The sequence below is a fragment of the Arenibacter arenosicollis genome, assembly GCF_014397245.1.
In the GTDB taxonomy this organism is placed as follows: domain Bacteria; phylum Bacteroidota; class Bacteroidia; order Flavobacteriales; family Flavobacteriaceae; genus Arenibacter; species Arenibacter arenosicollis.
In genome coordinates this window covers 163,107-183,613 of the sequence record NZ_JACLHY010000009.1, presented here as the reverse complement: position 1 = coordinate 183,613, position 20,507 = coordinate 163,107, and the positions used below count along the sequence as shown (strand labels likewise).

Below are 20,507 nucleotides of genomic sequence, written 5' to 3'. Positions count from 1 at the left end.
TACAGAATATTGAACGCAACAAAAGTTGCCCATAACGGAAATGCCGTTGGGCTATATCCCGATGGTTATCGGGAACTGTCTAAAAATCAAATTAAATATAACTCGTACAAAACCTGCACGTCCCGTTTGAGAAAGGGCGGCGAATAATCCTTGAAAGATTGGATGTTTTCATCAAAGCCATCAAAAAGATTAATATACGAGTAAAGGAAAGTAGCAACAAAAGTCTGCTGCTCAAAAGTTAGTTTATCAAACGAAATCTTAAGGTCCTGATTTGCTTCCTTGACCAATTGATGTTCAGTACAACAAGATTTTGAAGTAATTTTAGTTTCGCAATCCTTTACCGGCTGTTCTTTTTCCATGCCACAGCTATCGGCACTGCTATAGAAAGAAAGATCAACCAATGACGCTCCACAATAATGCATATCCATGGTAAACGACATTGTAGTAAACATAACTACAAAGGCCATGGAAACCGCCAATACCTTATGGAAGACTTTTTTCATCTAATGCAAAATTATCAAAAAATAATAAGATTAGGCGTTATTAACATAAGATTAATCAAAATGACACAATCTAATGTACGGACTTTAGCATTCAAAATCTTTGTAAAAATGCATTGGTGTTATAATCTCTGTAAAGGAAAACAAAACATAACTTCATTAATACATTAATCCCTTTGTTTATCAAAGAACTTTAAAGTTTGTTCCAAATGCTTTTGCCAATACGGCCATTCGTGCCCGCCTTCAAATTCTTCGTAGATGTGGTTAATATTCAATGCGGACATTTCCTGGTGTAAAGTTCTATTGGCTTCCAGGAGATTATCCTTGGTTCCGCAATCGAACCTAATTGCCGGTAAGTTTTTTTTGTTCTCCTGAAGAACATCAATAACGTTGATATTCTTCTTTTGAATAGTATATTTCTCCAATGGTTCTTCAACAAAATTGGTCATCTGCTCAAACTTGGTAATGGCACTGTGGGCCGAAATAGCCTTAAATTTATGGGGGTTTTGCCCCCCAAGCATCAATGCACCATATCCGCCCATAGACAAGCCCCCAATACATAATGGAGAGTTTTTGGTTGCTCCGGCTATAGTTTCAATTATGGCCTCTGGAACATCGGATACGATCCATTGGGCAAAGTCTTTGTCCTTGTGGGATAAATAACCAGAACCGTCACCCCAAAGTCCGTCTGAAGGCATGGCAATAATGGCCGGACGTATATCGCCCTTATCCATTAATCTTTTTGCCGTAATATGCGCTCCACCTTTCATGGCCCAGGCCCAAGAACTTCCGTAAACCCCGTGCAGAAGAATGTAGATGGGAAGATCGGTTAATTTTTCTTCCACCTCAGGTATAAACAGACAAATGTCACCCCTGCCCTTCAAGTTTTTGGATTTGATAGTTAGAAACCTTAGTCCAGCGTTTTCAAAAGCTTCGTCCGAAAGTTCAACGGTTCTAAAATTGCTCATACCGTAAATTTAATTGAAAACTATTACACCCTTGGCATTTTTTCCTTGAAGCATATCGTCAAATGCCTGCTGTAAATCTTCAAGTTGATATTCCCGAGTAATCATCTGATCCAATTTTAAATCCCCCTTTTTGTATAATCGCATCAATTTTGGGAAATCTATTTCAGGTCGACATTTTCCATAAAGGGGATTGATGTATATTTTGTCCCATTCAAAGAGGCGCATATCAACAGTAATTTCCTCTTCAATACCACTCACTTGAACCGCTGTTCCTGCGTTCCTGATCATCGCCAAAGGTGCTGCTCCCAAGGATGGAATTGCGGTACATTCAAAAGCGTAATCGGCACCGCGGCCATCAAATAATTGCTTAACTTTTATGGCTAATTGGCTTAGACCCTTGTCCGATTTGTCGGCCAACATAACATCCGTAGCTCCAAATTGTTTGGCCAATTCCAGTTTATTAGGATTTACGTCTACCGCTAAAATACTTGCTGCACCGGAAATGGCACAAGCGTTGATGACGTTCAATCCAACTCCACCACAACCCAGAACAACTACCGAACTACCAGCCTTTAATTTTGCAGCATTTACTACAGAACCATAACCCGTCATTACCCCACAGCTAATAATACTTGCCGCAGAGAAATTTAGATTGTCATGATCAACTTTTACCAGTGCAGATTCCTTAACCAAAGCGTACTCACTAAGAGTGCCCAGATTGAACGAGCGCTCTATGGGCTTGCCTTTCCATAGGGTACCTTCCAAATGGGCATGGCCAGGTGTATATCCATTTCCACCCGCTACGACAGGTGAATTATTCTCGCAGATATGCTGATTTCCCTCCTGACATTGGAAACAGCTCATACATGGTGTTGCCCAATTTAAGATCACCTGGTCTCCTTGCTTGAAATTTTTCACTTTCGAGCCTACTTTTGTCACTAATCCAGCTCCTTCATGGCCCATGAGTACCGGCTTTCCCCAACTAAGGGAATCATAGTCGGTATGACAGAGACCTGCTGCCTTCATTTTTACCAAAACCTCATTTTCCAATGGATCGCTGAGGGTAACATGATCAATAATAAATTTGCCATCACCGGTAGCAATGGCACTCTTGGATGTTATGGACATACTTATATTTTTCGCTTTTTAAGAGTGGGTTTCCAGGCACTTATGGGTCTAATAAGGTGTGCAATTTTCCTATTCGTAACTATCCAACTCTTATTTCTTATTGATTCTTGCCCCACTTTTAATCAACATAGTAACATGGACATAGACTGTTGCACTTTTCACTGCATCAACGGCCAATATCATTTTGCCCCTAAAATACCAAAAGGCAATTTCTAATTTTAATACCTTTATAAAAACTATCCTAAAAATTTAAGATAAGCCCCATTATCTTCAAATTTCAGCATAATTTTCATCTAAAATATATTACAAGTGGGTATATTAATTTACATTTCAATTTGAACAAATACCGGGCAATGGTCCGAGAGACAGATTTCATTTAATTTCTCCGTGAAAACGGCATATCTATTTACAGCTGGGATATTTTTTAAAAAAATATAATCAATAACCTTTCTCTGATCAAAAGGTTTGGTATCAAAACCAGGAGAGGTCCAATTTGGACCATAGGTAAAATTAGCCACCGTTTGTGAGTTAACAAGACTATTTTCGTCCCTTGTATCCGTCAAACCTTGTATTGCCTGTGATTCAGGAACGGAATTAAAATCGCCAGTAACGATAACGGGTCTTCCCTTGGCTATATCTACAATTTTTGATTTTAATAATTGCGCACTTTTTATTCGTGCTTCTATCCCCCTATGATCAAAATGGGTATTTAAAATCAGGATTTCGGTATCGTTTCTCTTGTCCAATAAAACTGCCCAGGTCACAATTCTTTCCAAATTGGCGTCCCAACCTTTACTAACTTTTTCCGGGGTTTCACTAAGCCAAAAAGTACCTTCTTCTACTTTTTTATATCTATCTTTCCTATAAAATATTGGTACGAATTCTCCTTTGTCCACACCATCTTCCCTTCCAACACCAACAAAATCATACTCTTTCAAATTGGTTTTGAGGTAGTTTAATTGGGAAAGCAACACCTCTTGAAAACCGATGATATCCAAATCATAAAACTTAAGCATTCTCACCACATTTTCTTTTCTATGGTGCCAGTTCTGTTCCTTATCCTCTGGTTCATCATACCTGATATTAAAGGACATGATATTTGTTTTAGCCGTGTCTTGGGCAAATATGAACGCTGTAAAAAAAATTATTGCCAGGGTAATACATGTTTTCATTATCTATTTTTTAATGGTGTTACTTTATTTCCAAAAGTGCCCAGACCGGCTTGTGATCGGATAAGGGCGCTTCCATTTCTATAATTTGGCCATCAATGGCCTTGACTTTATCTCTTGGGTAAATAATATGGTCTATTACTCCACCTGCTTTGTTCTTCCCCGGTTCAAACTTTACCATAGACCCCAAGCGGGTAACATCTATATTTAAATCGCGCCAACTGGCAACCATTCCCAGGTCCACAAACATTTCATAATACGGACTCCTATAATCCTGGGTAGAGAGGACAAAGTTGAAATCGCCCATGAGGATTGAAACTTCCTTTGTTTGTCTGGCTTTTAGGTAGTCAACAAAGGCAGTTACCTTAGCTGTTGTTTCATCTATGTGTGCTTGATCTCTCCACCCAAAAGGAAAGTGGACAGAGTACAGTGCCATTACTTTATCATTAACAATTGTGGTTGCTCTAGTTACTGTGTGTAAGGTATCTGCCATTAATACTTCTTCATAACCTGAGAGTGGCATTCGGCTGGCTATAGTTTTATATTTGTCTAGATGCCCGGCAGTCGGGTATTTACCGACAATAACGTGATTTAGACCCATGATGGCCCCAACTTTTGCAGTCCAATCACCTCCCGGAGCCTCTGAAAAACAGACTACATCAAAGTTATATGGCTTAAGAAACGCGCCTATTTCTTCAGCGGTACCTTTGTCACTAAACTCAACGTTATAGGCGGCAACGTTCAATTGGATTTGATTGTTCTTGCTTGGATGCTGCTCTTGATTTGCATTATGACGGAATGAAAAGAGTATGACAAGGCAAATAGCAATCATTAATCCGGAAATAATTTTAAGGCTCATATATTTCATTGAAGTGATCTTTTTATAATTTATAAAAGGTAGTAAATAATGGTATAAAATAGGTTATAGTGTTTAAGGGAGGAAACATTATAGACATGCTGCCTGACAGGTATTACAATACAAATAGTGACCAAACGGGTTTGTGATCGGACTGGGGCTCTATTTCTTCTTCAATTATTGCGGCACTCTTTATAGTAACCCCCTTAAAGAGGATGTGGTCTATGACGCTTCTCTCCTCTATTTTTTTGGTTATATAAGTTGTTTTATCGTTAAGTGGTAAATCAAGGGATTGCCAGGAATTGGAAAACCCAATGTCATATAAATATTGCAAAGATTTGGAATCTTGGACATCGTTAAAATCTCCGGCCAAGATAATTTTTTCAATTCCTTTTGTCCCATTTCCTATTATTCTGGACAAGTGTTCAACTTTACTTGTCTCTGGATGCGACTTGCCGGATGGAACATGTAAGCTATAAATTTGGATACTTTTATCAGTTTTGGGTATTTTGAGGCTCGCTGCCACAACAGAGCTAGGTGACCATCCGTCACCGTCCAAAATAATTTCATGCTTATCTTTTAACCGGTATCTACTTAGTATTGATTTGTATTTCCCGTAATAATTCTTAGTTTTATCTTTAAATTCAGTCTCGTGATTCGCAGAAGCAATAGTCCCTTCGTAGCTGTAGGCCAGTCCCAAATATTTCCCTACTTTCTTGGTCCAACCTTGTCCTGGTACTTCATTAAAACAGATAATATCAGCCTTTTCGGATTGCAATAGTGCGGACACTGTTTTTGGAGTGGTGTTTTTCCCAAATTCAACATTATATGCGATTACTTTCAATTCCTGTCCTTGCAGATTGTTCAAAGGGGTGTAAATAAAAAGGACATATAAAAGATACTTTAACTCCTTTAAACATATATACTTCTTGATAGCAAATAAAAATCTACTTATAAAACTACTGCGTAAGTCCATTGCTTTACTATTTATTACAAATAACAATATTATTCGCTTTCTCGCCTTCCTTTTTTAATGTGGATTGTGGCCTCGATAATAATTTCTACCTAATGAAGAACGAAATTGTAAACCTAATTTCCCAAATGATATCCCCGTACTTTATATATAAATACGTTTATTGAAATAACATTTGGGAAAATTGCCTATATAAATATATGAAAATCGGTAAATATCCTTATGATATAGGCAAATACAAATAGGTTTAGATTATTTGATGTTTTTTTTACTCCTGATTTATTCAAATACTTTTAATTGATCCACTCGGGGTTCTGTTCTAGTACACCATCCGAATTATCAATGTCCGTCTGATATAGTGGCTGATAATAATTTTTAGGGCCGCTCCAAACTTTCCTTCCCACATCACTGGAAATCATTTTTTCTGGTCTTGCCAGGAATTCTTCCAAATCATATATTCCTGCCTTATCCCATCTCAGCAAATTCTGATATCGGAAATTTTCTCCGGCCAGTTCTACTCTCGTTTCATGGATCAAATCATCTATATCCGCTCCCGAAACCGGATCTAAACCAGTTCTTTCCCGCACAGCGTTAATCAGATCATCGCCAGCACCCGGACCATTTAGTCTAATTTGCGCCTCTGCCACCAATAAATAGGTGTCGGCCGCTCTTAAAAATGGAATATTTAGACCATGATTAAAGTTACCTGATTCCGTCCAGTCCATATATTTAAAATAGCTATGTCCTGTATTGGTTAAATCCGAAGTGTGTTCCACCAGTCCCAAAGAACCTTGAAGCGCAAATTCCCCATCGGATATGATGGTTACACTTTTCCTGACATCCCCGGCTTCGTATTCGTTTACCAAATCATCCAAAGGCTCCTGGAACCCGTACATTCCCCAAGGTCTAGGGCCTCTATGCTTTGACATAATGCTTTGGTTGATCCAATCCATATCGTTCATCATAATAAAAAGGTTTTCCTCTAAATACTGATTGCCCTCTCGGAAAAGGGAAAGATAATCATCTGCCAAAGGATAATTGTCAACAACATTTTGACCCGTCGTTATTGCCTTATTTAAAAATTCGGTGTTGTTATACTCCTTGGCCCTGTGCATATATATGGAAGTCATTACGGCCCATGCAGCACCTTTGCCAACACTGCCGGGAACATTGTTCATAGGAAGAAGGCCAATAGCCTTTTCCAGATCGGCCAATATAAAATCGCTCAATACTTCTGGAGACTCACATTTTGGAATATTGTATTCATTGGCCAGAACATTCTCTTCAGTAATAATTGGTACCTGTCCGTGAATAAGATATAGGCGGTAATACGCGTAGGCTCTCAAAAAATAGGCCTGCCCCATAATGGAATTATAGGAAACATCACCTATAGCCCCCAAGTCCTTTACTTTTGGACCATTGATCAAAATACCATTGGCACTACTGATTACCTCGTATTTATATTTATAGGTATCCCTGAGTTTATAGTTGGAGGGATCCGTGTTAAAAGTTTCGATTTCCTCATCCTGGGCGTGATCTCCGGCTCTCCAATGGTCGTCACCTTGATTGTCGAAAAATAGGTCGTGCATGCCCAATGCCCTTGTAGCCCATTGCCCATAGGCACCTGCCAAAGCGTCCACCATATCGGCTTCGGTAGTCCAATAATCCTGATCAGTCCGTTTTCCAACTAAATCTTGCTCCAATATGTCATCACATGAAGTTGTCATGACCATTGCAATTAATATAATTATATAGTTTTTCATCGTTATTTAGCTTTTTAATTAAAATGTGATATTTGCTCCGAGAACAACACTTTTGGACTGTGGATAGTTGTTATATATTACCCCACGTGTGAGGTTATTGGTCCCACTTTCTTCAGGGTCTACTCCATCAAAATTAGTAAAGGTCAGTAAGTTACGTCCGGAAATATAAAATTTCATATTGCTTACCCCTATTTGTTCCGTTAGGTTTTCCGGAATGGTATAGCCTAAAACAACATCTTTCATTCTAAGATAGTTACCGCTTTTAATTCCCAATTCGGAAACTCTGTAATTGTTATTTGCGATAATGGTAGACATTCTTGGATAGGTATTGGAAGTTCCTTCGCCACTCCATCTTTGGTAGGCCACGGCATCCATGTTGGCGCTCTGGGTAGGGTCGATTCCACGCATCATCATGGCATCGTACAAGTCATGTCCGAATGCACCACTGAACACCGCCGAAAAGTCGAATCCTTTATACTTTAGATCTGCATGAAATCCTAAAAGAAGTTTTGGATTGGCATCGCCAATATGTACCCGATCTTGTTCATCAACTATATTATCCCCATTGGTATCCACAAAGCGAACGTCCCCCGGGGTGATGTTAGATCTACGTGCGTCACTTGAGATATTGGGATCATTGTCTATTTCTGATTGATTTTGATAAATGCCATCTGTTTTCCAACCATAAAATGAACTAATAGGTTCTCCTTCATAGGTTCTGGTCTGTTCTCCTCCGGAAATAAATTTACTAGATCCATAAAGCTTGGTAACTTCATTTTTTATTAAAGTGGCATTCACGCCCAATTCAAAATTCAAATCCCCCACTTGGCCCACATAGGATGGTTCTATTTCGAAACCGGAATTGTGCATTTCCCCTATATTAGAATCGGGAATAGCTACCAGGCCTGCGGTATTCAAGCCAGGTAAGGGAATCAACATATCGGTAGTCAACCTATCAAAATAGGCAACATCCAAATTGAATTTATTATTGAACAGTCCCAACTCCAATAGGACGTTTAACGCACTTGTAGTTTCCCATGTAATATCCGGATTGGCAAAAGAGGCCAATCGTGTTCCAGTTAAATTGGTATCGTTCAAGACATATTCGGTATCCTTATTATAAACATTTAGATACTGAAAGGCCCTCACGTTTTGATTTCCAAGCTGACCCCATCCTAGGTTAAGTTTCATATTGGAAATGGTGGGATCATCTTTTAAAAAGCTTTCATTGGAAATTCTCCATCCTCCGGAAATTGAAGGGAAATAACCCCAACGATTTCCCTCTGCAAATCTTGATGAACCATCAGCTCTAAAAATAGCCGACACATAATATTTGTCATTGTAACCGTAAGTTCCACGTACAAATGCGGAAGCCAACCCAGTAGCCAAATAATCATTGCCACCACCTTTTATGATAGAAGCATTATCCATTACCAATTGGTTTTCGTCTACAGAGGCAAAACCCTCCCCTGACATATTAAGATAAGAACCTTTATCCACTTGCCCGGATATTCCAAGTACCGCTCCTATATTATGCAATCCCATGGACTTTTTGAAACTGGTAAACAATTCTCCCAAGGTAACAGTTGTTTCATCCGTGTTAATTCTAATAATAGGCAAGTTCTCCGTCCTGGATTGATCTGGAGTAATGTTCTGAAATCCTTCGAACTTTGAAGTCGATTTTTGATAAGATGCCCTGGCCGTTAGGGTTAAAGCGTCTGTAAAATCATAATCCGCCTTCAAGCTGATCAAGGTATTAAATTTATATCGATGCCTCCATTCTTCCTTAGCCTTATAAACCGGATTCCACATATCTCCCAATTGGGTGGATGCCTTTCCGGAACCATAACTGCCATCTTCATATTTTACAGGGATAGCAGGCATAAACCTATATGAAGAATAGATGGTTTGGGAAGTTCCTGTGCCACCGTCGTCCTGTGTTAACAAGGTGTGATTGTTTGTTATCCTTATGTTTTCCTCAATTCTAAAGCGATCGGATATCTTCTGTGTACCTCTCAACGAAATCCCCAAGCGTTTGAAATAAGTATTTATCTGGGTACCTTCCTCATCCCTATAAAATATATTGGCATTGATGGTAGATTTTTCCGAACCTCCGCTTATGTTCATATTATAGTCTTGAAAAATACCGTCCCTGAACATTTCCTCCTGCCAATCCGTCCTAGTCTGATTGTAGTACTCATCGGCCCATGGGGAATTTGGGTCTATGGGAAGACCATCCATTATGTATCTCTCTCGTTTTAATTCGTAAAGCTGTTCCGCATTGGTGACCGGATATTTCTTTATGACGCTATTAAAACCAGTGGAGGCATTAAGCCTTACCGTTGTTTTCTCGTTGAACCGGGCATTATTGGTGGTAATTAAAACTACCCCGTTGGCAGCACGAGTCCCATAAATGGCCCCCGATGCCGCATCTTTCAATATCTCCACAGATTGTATTTCCGAAGAAGCCAATTGCCCTAACATATCTGAGGATACAGGAACCCCATCCAAAACGATTAGCGGTTGGGAGTTGTTTATGGTTCCGATTCCCCGGATCCTTATACTCGGGGTACTTCCGGGTGTTCCAGAATTAACAAATTCAACACCAGAGGCCCTGCCCTGTAATGCCATCGCAGCATTGGATGCTGTGGATGTTTGAAAATCCTTTCCGTTTATTTGGGAAATGGATGATGTTACCTCACTTTTTTTCTGGGTACCATAACCTACCACTACAACATCATCGAGCTGAGTTGCATCTATAGGGAGGATTGCATTGACAATGGTCTTTCCGCCAACCGGAACCTCAACCGTTTTGTACCCTATATAACTGAAAACCAATGTTCCACCAGTACCCACTTCAATAGAATAATTGCCATCAAAATCGGTAACTGTTCCCGTGGCAGTACCCTTGACCACCACACTGGCACCAGGTAAAGGAGTACCGTTGTCGTCACTGACAACACCTGTGACCGTAGTGGCCTGAATGTTAACTTCGAAAAGTGTTTTTACGTCCAACTTATGGGCATACGTGATCTGTATTCCCGAAGCATACAATAATGCCACTAGGAATAAACTTCCGGCCCATGGCTTTTGTATTAAATTCATTTTGTATTTCATTTTCATATTATTTTTAAGTTGATTTTCCACTGTACTAATAAACTTCAGTGGCGGTCTGGTTTAAACATTTAAGCAATTATTGACATTATGACCAATACAGCATGCTTCGCTATAGTCAGAATGAATAAAAATTAAAATATTGCCAAAAAGTATTGAGAAACATTGGTATAGAACATAATACAATGTACCAGATGCCACTATTCACTGAAGCGTATAGATGTTTTTTTTAAAAAGTTATCGATTATTGCTGGTCTCCGATTTTGCCCTATACAGATTTATAAGAGCCTAAAGCACTAACAAAAATCACAAGTTGACGTTTATTGGAGCATTTTTAATGGAATTATAGCATGCAAATTGAGGCAAACGGAATAAGTTACTGAGGTTTTTTCATATCTTTGTTTTGCTTTAAGTGGTTAGAAATTTCTTTGATCGCTTTTAATTTTTCGGGGAATGTGACAGCATTTCCCGATTTTTTATACCCCAATGTATTGATTTTTTCCTTAAAAATTTGATTTTTGTATTAACAAATAGTTAATAATTTTTAATATTGCGAAAAAATTGCAACTTTTTATGAGCTTTATCTAATTTGGGTATTAGTCAAATCAACAAAAAATAAAACTAACCTCCTATGGCTTTGCCATATTATTTATGCAAACCTTTGCATTAAAAATTTAGTGTAAGATTGAATGCAATTAAAAGGTGTACTTCGGGATTATTTTGGTGGCCTATATACCAAACTTTCTCTTTTAGATATAAGGTAGTCAATGCATAAATATTTTACATATTTAACTGATCAACAATGATTTGTGTGCGGTAAATTTCAAATTTTAATTTGAAAAACAAGATTTCGAAACTTTTTTTACAGTGCAAAAAGTTAATGCTAAGTCTGTTTTTTACTTGCTTAATTTTTTTTTTGATGTAGGTGGTCTTGGTGCAATTTACTTCCTAAAAGGAATTCTACAAGTAACTTTATCGGATTATCGCAGATAAAGGGCGCATCGCACCCTACTTATTTGGGATTATAATTAATTTTGAGGTTGGGACATGCAATAATGTCTTAATTTTAAGTGGATTGTAGCATTCTGTTTCAGAAACTAATGCTATCTATAGTATCTCCCAACCAAGGGCAAATAGTATGATCTGGTAGTCTTTATTTAATCTTTAATTTGTTATCAAAATAAAAATGGGTCTAACCCATTCTCGAGCAGGGCGTATAGCTTAGTTAATAAAACTTACTATAATCCGATCTTCTGCGCTCCTTAAATCGGGAAATATCAAAGACTAAGAATAGTTCCAATGAATTGGGAATAATCTGTTTGGCCTCACCGCCAAAGGGCACTCTATAGTTTAATCCAAATTCAAAAGTCTCAAGGGTAAGGCTGGTCGCAAATCCTATTTCGGAGAACGAAGCATTTTCCATATAATTGAGATGCTCATTTATACCTATACTAAAATTACCCAGGGTAAAATCCTGATAAAAATCCAATCTAGTATTTGGACCTTGTACGGAAACTGCATTGAACAAATATAGATACGAGTATTCGGGTAATTTGGCCTGACCATATTTATTGATGTTCAATTCGTATCCAAACTGCCCTGAAATGAGCATATTTAAATTTACGTTATTTTCGCTCTGCTTTGATGAGATCCTGGGTTGATTCAAATGTTTAAGGGATAGTCCAAAGAGCATATTAATATCATTATGTATCAAAACTGAAGCTCCCATATCCAAATAGCCTATATTTTCTGAAGCTGTAATGGGATCAATGGTATTAGCACTGATTTGTCCAGTAAATATGTTAATTTGATCCTGAAAGGTAAGATTGTTAAAGTCGTACCTGTAGTTGCTATAAGCTGCCGTTATTCCAGGATATAGTATCCAATCGTTCTTCAATACCAATTTGTACATATAACTCAAGGCAGCCGAAGTATAGTTAAATCCGGAGTTGTTTAAATTATTATTGAACAAATCCAAGCCCAATTGAAAATTATATTCTTCAAAAGCGGTTGAGCCAAAGGCGTATTTGTGCTGGGATTGGGTACCTTGATTTTGACTTGCAAATTCTGCCAATACCCCTATCCTAGTTTTGTCCTTAAAGGCATGAAAACTTGGATTTAAAGATGCTGGTACCTTACTAAGGTTGTGCACAAATTTCTCCTGGGCATTGGCCCCTAATGAAATTAAAATTAGTAGGAGGATTGTTATATTAAGTTTTTTCATCTCTAGCGTAATATTGAGGCTTCGCCGGTTTTGGTTATTTGTTTGTTGTCTTTGGTGGTTCCAACAAATAAATATCGGAAAGACGTATTTTTATAGGGTTTGCCCGAACTGTAATTACCATTCCATCCCCAATTTACTGGCATGTCGTCATAGTTATATGCTACACTGTAGATCAAGGAGCCCCACATGTCATAAATTTGAAAGGTAAAGGAAGCCATTCCAGTAAATTCTCCCTGGAAATAATCATTTATTCCATCAGCATTCGCTGAGAACACATTGGGGAACATTACATCATAACCGTTACCTACCTGTAGGCTTTGTTCCACAGTTTTGCTACAACCCTCTTCGTTAAATAAAGTTAGCGTTGTGGTAAAAATACCGGGGTAACTAAATTTATGTGTGGTCATAATGCCGTCTGATGTTGGGTCTACGTTAATTATTGGACTTCCATCCCCAAAATCCCATGAAGCATTGCCATAACCAGGTTCGCTGGTTATACTGAATCGAATCTCCTCCTTGGCCATTAATAGACCTGTAATTTCGTATTCGTCCGATGTATAGGAAAATGCGGGGTCTGTAACCCCTGCACTAATAGGCATCGTAATTCCACAACCTTGATCATTGACCACATTGAGGGTGGCGTTGTCCAACGGACTTGCAATTTGAACGGAATATGTATTCGTGCCAGTTTTTACAGACGGCGCAAGTGCATTTTCATAGTAGAAGCTTAAATCGCCAGGTTGACTATTAAAAACTGATACTGAAATGCTACCTGGATTGCCCAAGCAAAGGGATTGATCCAAATAAGGTCCGTCTAACAGTTGAAGCGATTGAGCTTTATTGATAGTTATTATTTCCTGATAATAATAGGATTTATCACCATTGTTACATCCACTTATATTACTTCTAACAGTAAGTCTTAACCTTCCTTCTTCCAGGCCACTTAATTGTGTTATGTTTTGGCCTAAAGGTGTGAACACAGGATCTGGATTGTTAGCTGTACCAGCCACCTCTTTTTCCCAAACAATATTGTAAGGTCTAAGGCCCCCACTTACTGCAATGGAAATAGCCCCATCATTGGTTGCTCCACAGCTTACTGGGGTTATTGTCTTGTTTACCACTATTGGAGTATAGGTAGTATTAAAGGTAAATTCAATTTCCTGTGAAGAACAGTCATTGCTATCGGATATGGTTAAGAAATAGGAACCATGTACCGCTTCAAAACTGGTGATGTCTTGGGCCACAAAATTGTTGGGGCCTCTCCAATCGTATAGGTAATATGGGTTGTTACTAGTGTCCATAAACGGTTTTCCTCCTGTAATCAAATTGGTATTCAAGGTAAATGAGTAACCTACTTCACATGGTGGAATGGTATAAGATTTGGAACCGGAATAATCCATAGGTTCATAACTCTCCATGGTAAACGTTTGTACAACACATTGGTTGGCATCGGTTACTTCTATAACATGACTGTTATTGGAAAGTGCGCTTATAGTAGTTTGCGTACTGCTAAAGATTACTGGAGTTCCGCCATCAACTGAATACTGGAAAGGTGATGTGCCTCCCTGCACCCTAAAAGTTAAGTCCCGTCCGGTATTGGTATCAACACAACTAGAATTTCCAGTATCCACCTTTGTTGCACTAAATACGGTAGGAGCAGTTATCACAAAAGTCTGTCTTACAGTACATGGGGCATTTGGATCGCTGTTGGTATCTATTATAACTACTTCATAGCTTCCTCCTCCCAAATTGGTAAGACTAGTATTATTGGTAGAGTAACTTGTTCCGTTTTTGTACCAGTTTATCTGCAACTGACTACTTGGATCAGAGCTTATCTGTATGCTTATTTCAGCATTGGCGTCCCCAGCACATTGTAGTTGTGCGTTGGTCACCTGAACATTACTTATTTCAAGTACTGCTTTGGAAGCTACATTTGCCGTATAACTTGTGGAACATCCAATTTGGTCGGTAACGGAAAGTACGTATACCCCAGGGGCCAAATTACTAATGTTTTGCGTTGAATAGGTGGCATTGTTGGGTCCTGTCCAACTAAAATTATATGGAGGGTACCCACCTGTTACTGTAGTAGCTCCAATATTTAAACTAATACTTCCATCATTTTGACCAAAACAGGTTGCGTTTTCAACAACTACGGATGCCTGATTAAATTGTAGGCCCATAGGTAAGGTTACGGATTGTGATTCCGGTATAGCACAAGAGGCATCCTTAATACTCACATTATAGGTAGCCCCACCGGTTAAATCGGTAAAGGTAATATTTGGATTGTTGGATGTCTGCTCGAAAGTCGTACCATTAGGCCTCGTAAGCGTATAGGTAAAAGGTGCAATACCTCCAGTACTAGTTGCCGAAATGGCCGTATTACAGGTGTCTCCAATATTTAAGGTCAAAACCTCAGGTTCCGACACCAAGAATGGTGAAGATGTTGTACCGCAATATTCATTGTAAACCGTTAATTGGTATACTCCTGCTGTTAGATTGCTAATACTTAATGTGGATGCCGTAAAGCTGTTATCTCCAATTTTAGACCATACATAGGTGTTGGCAACCGAATTTGGTTGGGTGATTACATTGGTGCTATTCACGTTCGGGTCGGATCCAGTACTGACATATGCCGTAAATCCAATTCCTGCAACCTTGGCGGTCAAGGTAATTTCATTGAAATTGCTTGTTGCTACGGCCGGACTTAAGTTTGCGCCGGTTGCAGCATTGATTTTTTGTGCAAGCGCAGCGGCCACTTCATTGTTATCCTGTGGTTGATTAATTCCGTTCAAGGTAACTTGATGCTCATATACCTTACTATCAATAATTATACTGTAGGTATTGCCTAAAGTTGGAGTTCCAAAAAGTGAAATGGTATTGATTTGCTTCTGGGCCGTATTACCTCCAGTGATTCTGGAGTTGGGTATTACAATACTTCCATCATTTCCGCCATTACAGCTCACATTGCTAATATCATTGGCAATAATGGCATCATTATTTATAATGGCATAAGGTATTACGGTTACTATTTTTGGCGAGGTTTCATCACTACAAGCTACTCCATTAATAGTGCTTGTGACAACTCTTTTAAAATAGGTTGAAGTTGTCAACGTACTTGGAGGAGTATAATTTGGTTGAGTGGCTCCTGCTACTGAAGTATAAGTTTGATTATCCGGAGAAGACCACCACTGATAGGTGAGTACACCTGCACCCGTTGCGGATTCCTGTTCCACAATGGCCAAAGGCTGACTTCCATCACAAACCGATTGATTGTCCGTTATTTTACCGGCATATACTGTATTGAGTGTTACTTTTATAGTATTGGTTTCCACCACACAGGTTTGATCTACTAAAGAAGTTCTTGTCGTAGACCTCTTATAGAACATTGTTCCCGTGGGTACTGGAGGCGTATAGGATGCCGAACTTACGGCAAGATCTGTCCATGTTGTACCATTAGGGGATGAATACCAATTATAGGTTTGGTCTACAAAAGTACTGCCACCCGAAACTGTCAATGCCGCTGGTACAACCCCTTCACATATAGTTTGGTCATTGGTTAATGTTCCTGGCAATAGTGGTTCTGTAACCTGCACCACTACAGTATTGCTGTCTTCAGAACAAACAACATTATTCATTGTTGAGAAGGTAGTCCTTTTAAAATAAGTGGTAGGAAAGCTTCCTGCAATTGGATCATAGGTACTATTTACTGCACCATTTATTATGCCCCAATTACTATTGTCCTCCGATGAATACCACTGGTACTTTAATACCCCTTCCGCTGTACCGTTAACAGTATTGCCCAATATGGCAGGGTCATCTCCATAACATATTTTTTGATCACCTGAGATGGTACCTCCATCAACATCATTGACATATATTCCAATTACATTACTTGGAATATAAGTTCCACATGGCACACCGTCCACAGTGGCAAGATAATCCCTACGGTAAAATTTATCGGCGGTAAAGGCGGTTCCAGGCGTATAGGTTTCACTGGTTGCGCCGGTTATTTCAGTAAAGGTTGTTCCATCGTTCGATTCGTACCATCGAAAAGTTAAATAAGGAAGTCCTTCTATAGCGCTGGGGTTTCCTAGCGTTGGGGCCATGGAATTATAACAAATAGTTAAAGAATTCCCTAAATTTCTGGCCTGTGGGACCAATACCACAACAGGGTTACTATCCACAGTACATTCTACTCCTGAGATATCCGTACTCTTAGTAGTTCTAATATAAGTTTTTGTAAATGTCTGATTGGCCGGGGGGTCATAGCTGGTTGCTGTAGCTCCAGGAATCAATGCGCCATTGGCATACCACTGATAGGTTAAGGTTTCTCCGGTTGAAGCGGTCAGTTCCTGAATTAAGCTAGGGTCATTTCCTTCGCAAACTACCTCCTGGTTAGTTCCATTTGTGCCGTTTGGGTTTGTAGTTCCTATAGTTCCTCCCGTGGCATTACCTCCGTTGATTATTTCCAAAACATTACTGGTAACACTACATTGAACGCCATTTAAGGTAGAAGTACTTATTCTTCTATAGTAAATATCCTGTGTAACCGGTGGTGGATCATAGGAAACGGATGTTGCGCCCGATATATCGTTAAAGGTGATATTGTCATTGGAAGATTGCCATTGATAAGTTAAAGTTCCTGAGGCTATCAATTGAAAATTTGTACTGAAAGGTTGTGGGTCTCCCGCATTACAAACTTCCGTACTTCCTGTTCCCCCGGAGGAGAAAGTAATATTATGGCTAGGTGCATTGTCAAATTTATTTACATACACTATTACCGGTTGTGTTATTGCTTCGCAAGTGGTACTTTGCAAGGTAGCTGTGGCCTTTCTTCTAAAATAGGTGGCCAATTCATTGGTATTGACCGGTGTATATGTAGACTGATTCGAACTTGCAATATCGGACCAAGCATTGCCATCCAGTGAACTTTGCCAAGTATACGTGATCGTACCGTTGGAAGTGGCATCGGCCGTACTAATTAATGGCGGAATATTTCCTGACCCACATACTGTTTGTGTTTGGGCAATTGTTCCTTCCGAAAGGGAGATCAAAGTAACTAAGGTAGGAAGACTTGAAGCTTCACAGGTATTTCCATTGTTGGTGGAAGTTACATTTCTTCTGAAATAGGTAGATGCTGCCAATCCTGAAGAAAAACTTAGACTCTCTCCAGTTTCTCCAGTTAAAACCGTGTAGTTTACATTGTCCAAGGAGATATACCATTGAAAATTCACCCCTACCCCGGCTGCTGTACCGTTGGCAACAGTAATAGTGGATGGTGTTTCGCCTTCACATACCACCTGGTCAGCGGATCCTTCTCCACCGGAGATTGCGCCTGCTACATTTATGGTCACTACGTTGGTATAGTTGGAGCAAACTTTGGCGTTCAAGGTAGTAGTATCCAATCTTCTATATTTGGTAGATACTGCAAGTACACCTGGTGTATACGTAGCTCCCGTTGCCGAAGCTATAACATTCCAGTTTGCACCATTGTCCGTTGACGACTCCCAGGCATATGTTATATTTCCTGCCGCTGTAGTGATGGATATATTCACCAAAGTACTTGGCGCCTGTCCAGCACAAACATCTTGATTATTTCCGATTACTCCAGTGTTCAAGGTGTTTACAAAAACGTTGCTCACTGTAGAATTCTCCAAACAGATTTTGGAATTATTGGTAATTATTGTTTGTCTTCTATATTTTGTGGTTACCGCTGGGGCACTGGCAAAACTATATGTAGCATTGGTTTCTCCACTTATATTTGTGAAATTACCCGTCGTGGCCGATTGCCATTGATATGTGATGTTGGGGCCTGCAGCTGTTCCCCCGCTCACAGATATGGAATTGGGAATTTCCCCTGCGCAAATCGTTTGGTCTGCACTTGCAGTACCTCCATTAATTTGGCTGAGCACTGTAATTACTATTTCATTGGTATAGTCGGAACAGGTATAACCGTTTAAGAGTATATTATCCTGTCTTCTATATGTTGTTGATTGTGTAAGGGCAGTTGGTTGATATTCCGCATTGTTGGCTCCAGAAATTGTAGTCCAAGAACTTCCATTAAATCGTTCCCATTTATAGGAAATAGCACCTGTTCCGGTAGCATTGGCGTCCGATGTAATCGTGTTTGGGGCAGCATTGTAACATACAGTTTCAGCACCAGTAATACTTCCTACTCCAAAATTGGTATACGTTATGGTGGCAACTGTACTAATGCCCTGACAACTTGCTCCTGAAACAGTAGTAACCCTTCTAAATTCTTCGGTACCTGGATTTAAGTTGGAACTGGCATTATAAGTGCTTAAAGTAGCTCCACTTATGTTTACCCAGTTACTTCCATTGTATTTTTGCCATTGATAGGTTCCATTGTTTTCCCCATTATTTATAGTTAATAATTGTAGATCACTTAAGGAACATATGTTCTGATTTGTAGCGGTACCTCCTAAAACTGCAGAATTTACAATAATGGAGACGGCAGGTGTTTCTTTAAAACAGCTAAATCCGTTCAAGACGTTGGTGACCCTTCTTTTAAACGAAGTGGTTACCGATAAGGCAGTAGGTTGATAGAAATTATCCGTGGCTCCTGCGATAAGTTCCCATGGTCCGGAATCATTTTTATACCACTGATAGCTTGTTGTACCTGCTGGCGTTACGGCCACATCCCCTGAGGTACTTAATTGTTCTGGTATTTGTGTTGCACAAACATTTTGACCGGTTCCATCGGTAATACTTCCTGGGTATATTTCATTTACCGTTATTGTTGCCGGGGTACTGATCTGTGTACAAGACTCCCCATACAGAGTAAAGGTGGTTAAACGTCGGTATCTACTAATTCCATTAGGGAAAGATGGCTTGTCTACCACTAGGATTTCCGTATTGGAATTGGCTATGGCAGTCCAGGTCCCGTTTACATCCTTTTCCCATGCAAACGTTCTGGTTTGGCTTATGTTAGACCCTGTAATACTAATATTCTGTACGTCGTTAATGGCACATACTTGTTGATTTACACCCGTACCGCCCGTTAATGGAGTAAAAGAAATGGCAGCCAAATTTTGGGCATCTACCAGTGCATTAATTTTATTGGCATTCCCATTTAAAATATATTTCAAATTCCCATTGGTCGTAGTGGAACTTGGAATTAGTTGTATTCTAACATTTTCAATAGTAATTATATCCTTGGTAGTTTGGGCATTAACAGTAAGGGTAACTTGTAATCTAGAGGCATTACCTGGATCCTGGGTTACGACGGCATTTGAAATATCGGCCCCTGATTTGAGCATGGTAGTGGCGTTGATTGTAAAATTGGAGGGTGCCTGAATAAAAAAAGTGTAGGTACCTGTACCAAAATCCGTTGCCAAGGCTTCGGTCAAAACCAGATTTCCAAGATTTAGTTCGGATTGGGGTAGATCACTACCACAGGAATTGAAATTGGTATTCTGTAGACTGGTAGTAACCTGAGCTGTACTATTCCAAGCGTTAAAACTAAACAACAGGATTAGAAGTAGTAGTTTTGCGGTCGATTTTATCATGATGTTGCCCCTTATATTATAATTGCAATTAAATAGTGCTTTTATTTCCATCTTGTAGGAAAGACCTTATAACGGGAGAGGAGTTCAATATATTGCAGCTTTTTTCCTCATATAGGGACCACAACTACTGTTTTGTTGTGAAACCCTATTTTCCTGTGGTGAAAGACCGATTTTAGGCATAATTATAATGTTAAATAAACATGGTACATAGTGCTGGAGAGGCTATATAATATTTGGTTTTTTATGACAGTCAAATGATGCAATTTGGTGCCCAATTTATGTT

General features: G+C 39.3%; 10 protein-coding genes. All 10 read right to left on the bottom strand.

The genetic code is table 11. The annotated features are described in order from the left end of the window. Positions 1 to 86 precede the first annotated feature (86 nt). Positions 87 to 503 carry an HYC_CC_PP family protein gene (locus H4O18_RS11160; RefSeq protein ID WP_187584516.1) on the bottom strand — a complete coding sequence of 139 codons (417 nt, stop codon included), beginning with the start codon at positions 501 to 503 and terminating at the stop codon, positions 87 to 89. Between the two features lie 164 nt (positions 504 to 667). Then, on the bottom strand, positions 668 to 1,468 hold the full coding sequence (locus tag H4O18_RS11155; RefSeq protein WP_187584513.1) for an alpha/beta hydrolase: 801 nt from the start codon (positions 1,466 to 1,468) through the stop codon (positions 668 to 670). A 9-nt stretch (positions 1,469 to 1,477) separates the two neighbouring features. Continuing rightward, complete coding sequence (locus tag H4O18_RS11150; protein WP_187584511.1) at positions 1,478 to 2,596, bottom strand: alcohol dehydrogenase catalytic domain-containing protein; 1,119 nt, start codon at positions 2,594 to 2,596, stop codon at positions 1,478 to 1,480. A gap of 323 nt (positions 2,597 to 2,919) precedes the next feature. Continuing rightward, positions 2,920 to 3,768, bottom strand: coding sequence for an endonuclease/exonuclease/phosphatase family protein (locus H4O18_RS11145; RefSeq protein WP_187584509.1), 849 nt, complete (start codon positions 3,766 to 3,768; stop codon positions 2,920 to 2,922). A gap of 19 nt (positions 3,769 to 3,787) precedes the next feature. After that, positions 3,788 to 4,633 carry an endonuclease/exonuclease/phosphatase family protein gene (locus H4O18_RS11140; protein ID WP_187584507.1) on the bottom strand — a complete coding sequence of 282 codons (846 nt, stop codon included), beginning with the start codon at positions 4,631 to 4,633 and terminating at the stop codon, positions 3,788 to 3,790. A gap of 103 nt (positions 4,634 to 4,736) precedes the next feature. Then, on the bottom strand, positions 4,737 to 5,597 hold the full coding sequence (locus tag H4O18_RS11135) for an endonuclease/exonuclease/phosphatase family protein (protein WP_187584505.1): 861 nt from the start codon (positions 5,595 to 5,597) through the stop codon (positions 4,737 to 4,739). A 290-nt stretch (positions 5,598 to 5,887) separates the two neighbouring features. Further along, positions 5,888 to 7,357 (bottom strand): RagB/SusD family nutrient uptake outer membrane protein, encoded by a 1,470-nt coding sequence (locus tag H4O18_RS11130; RefSeq protein WP_187584503.1) that lies wholly within the window; start codon positions 7,355 to 7,357, stop codon positions 5,888 to 5,890. 18 nt (positions 7,358 to 7,375) lie between these two features. Then, a complete protein-coding gene (locus H4O18_RS11125; RefSeq protein WP_187584501.1) occupies positions 7,376 to 10,474 on the bottom strand; it encodes a SusC/RagA family TonB-linked outer membrane protein in 3,099 nt (1,032 codons plus the stop codon). Positions 10,475 to 11,696: 1,222 nt separating this feature from the next. After that, positions 11,697 to 12,695, bottom strand: a complete 999-nt coding sequence (locus H4O18_RS11120; RefSeq protein ID WP_187584500.1) for a PorP/SprF family type IX secretion system membrane protein — start codon at positions 12,693 to 12,695, stop codon at positions 11,697 to 11,699. Positions 12,696 to 12,697: 2 nt separating this feature from the next. Next, a complete protein-coding gene (locus H4O18_RS11115) occupies positions 12,698 to 20,224 on the bottom strand; it encodes a T9SS type B sorting domain-containing protein (protein WP_187584498.1) in 7,527 nt (2,508 codons plus the stop codon). Positions 20,225 to 20,507 lie beyond the last annotated feature (283 nt).

Bases quoted from the DNA above. Each gene is read 5' to 3' on its own strand.
- H4O18_RS11145 (WP_187584509.1), bottom strand. From the start codon at position 3,768: ATGAAAACATGTATTACCCTGGCAATAATTTTTTTTACAGCGTTCATA.
- H4O18_RS11120 (WP_187584500.1), bottom strand. From the start codon at position 12,695: ATGAAAAAACTTAATATAACAATCCTCCTACTAATTTTAATTTCATTA.
- H4O18_RS11125 (WP_187584501.1), bottom strand. From the start codon at position 10,474: ATGAAATACAAAATGAATTTAATACAAAAGCCATGGGCCGGAAGTTTA.
- H4O18_RS11140 (WP_187584507.1), bottom strand. From the start codon at position 4,633: ATGAAATATATGAGCCTTAAAATTATTTCCGGATTAATGATTGCTATT.
- H4O18_RS11160 (WP_187584516.1), bottom strand. From the start codon at position 503: ATGAAAAAAGTCTTCCATAAGGTATTGGCGGTTTCCATGGCCTTTGTA.
- H4O18_RS11115 (WP_187584498.1), bottom strand. From the start codon at position 20,224: ATGATAAAATCGACCGCAAAACTACTACTTCTAATCCTGTTGTTTAGT.
- H4O18_RS11135 (WP_187584505.1), bottom strand. From the start codon at position 5,597: ATGGACTTACGCAGTAGTTTTATAAGTAGATTTTTATTTGCTATCAAG.
- H4O18_RS11150 (WP_187584511.1), bottom strand. From the start codon at position 2,596: ATGTCCATAACATCCAAGAGTGCCATTGCTACCGGTGATGGCAAATTT.
- H4O18_RS11155 (WP_187584513.1), bottom strand. From the start codon at position 1,468: ATGAGCAATTTTAGAACCGTTGAACTTTCGGACGAAGCTTTTGAAAAC.
- H4O18_RS11130 (WP_187584503.1), bottom strand. From the start codon at position 7,357: ATGAAAAACTATATAATTATATTAATTGCAATGGTCATGACAACTTCA.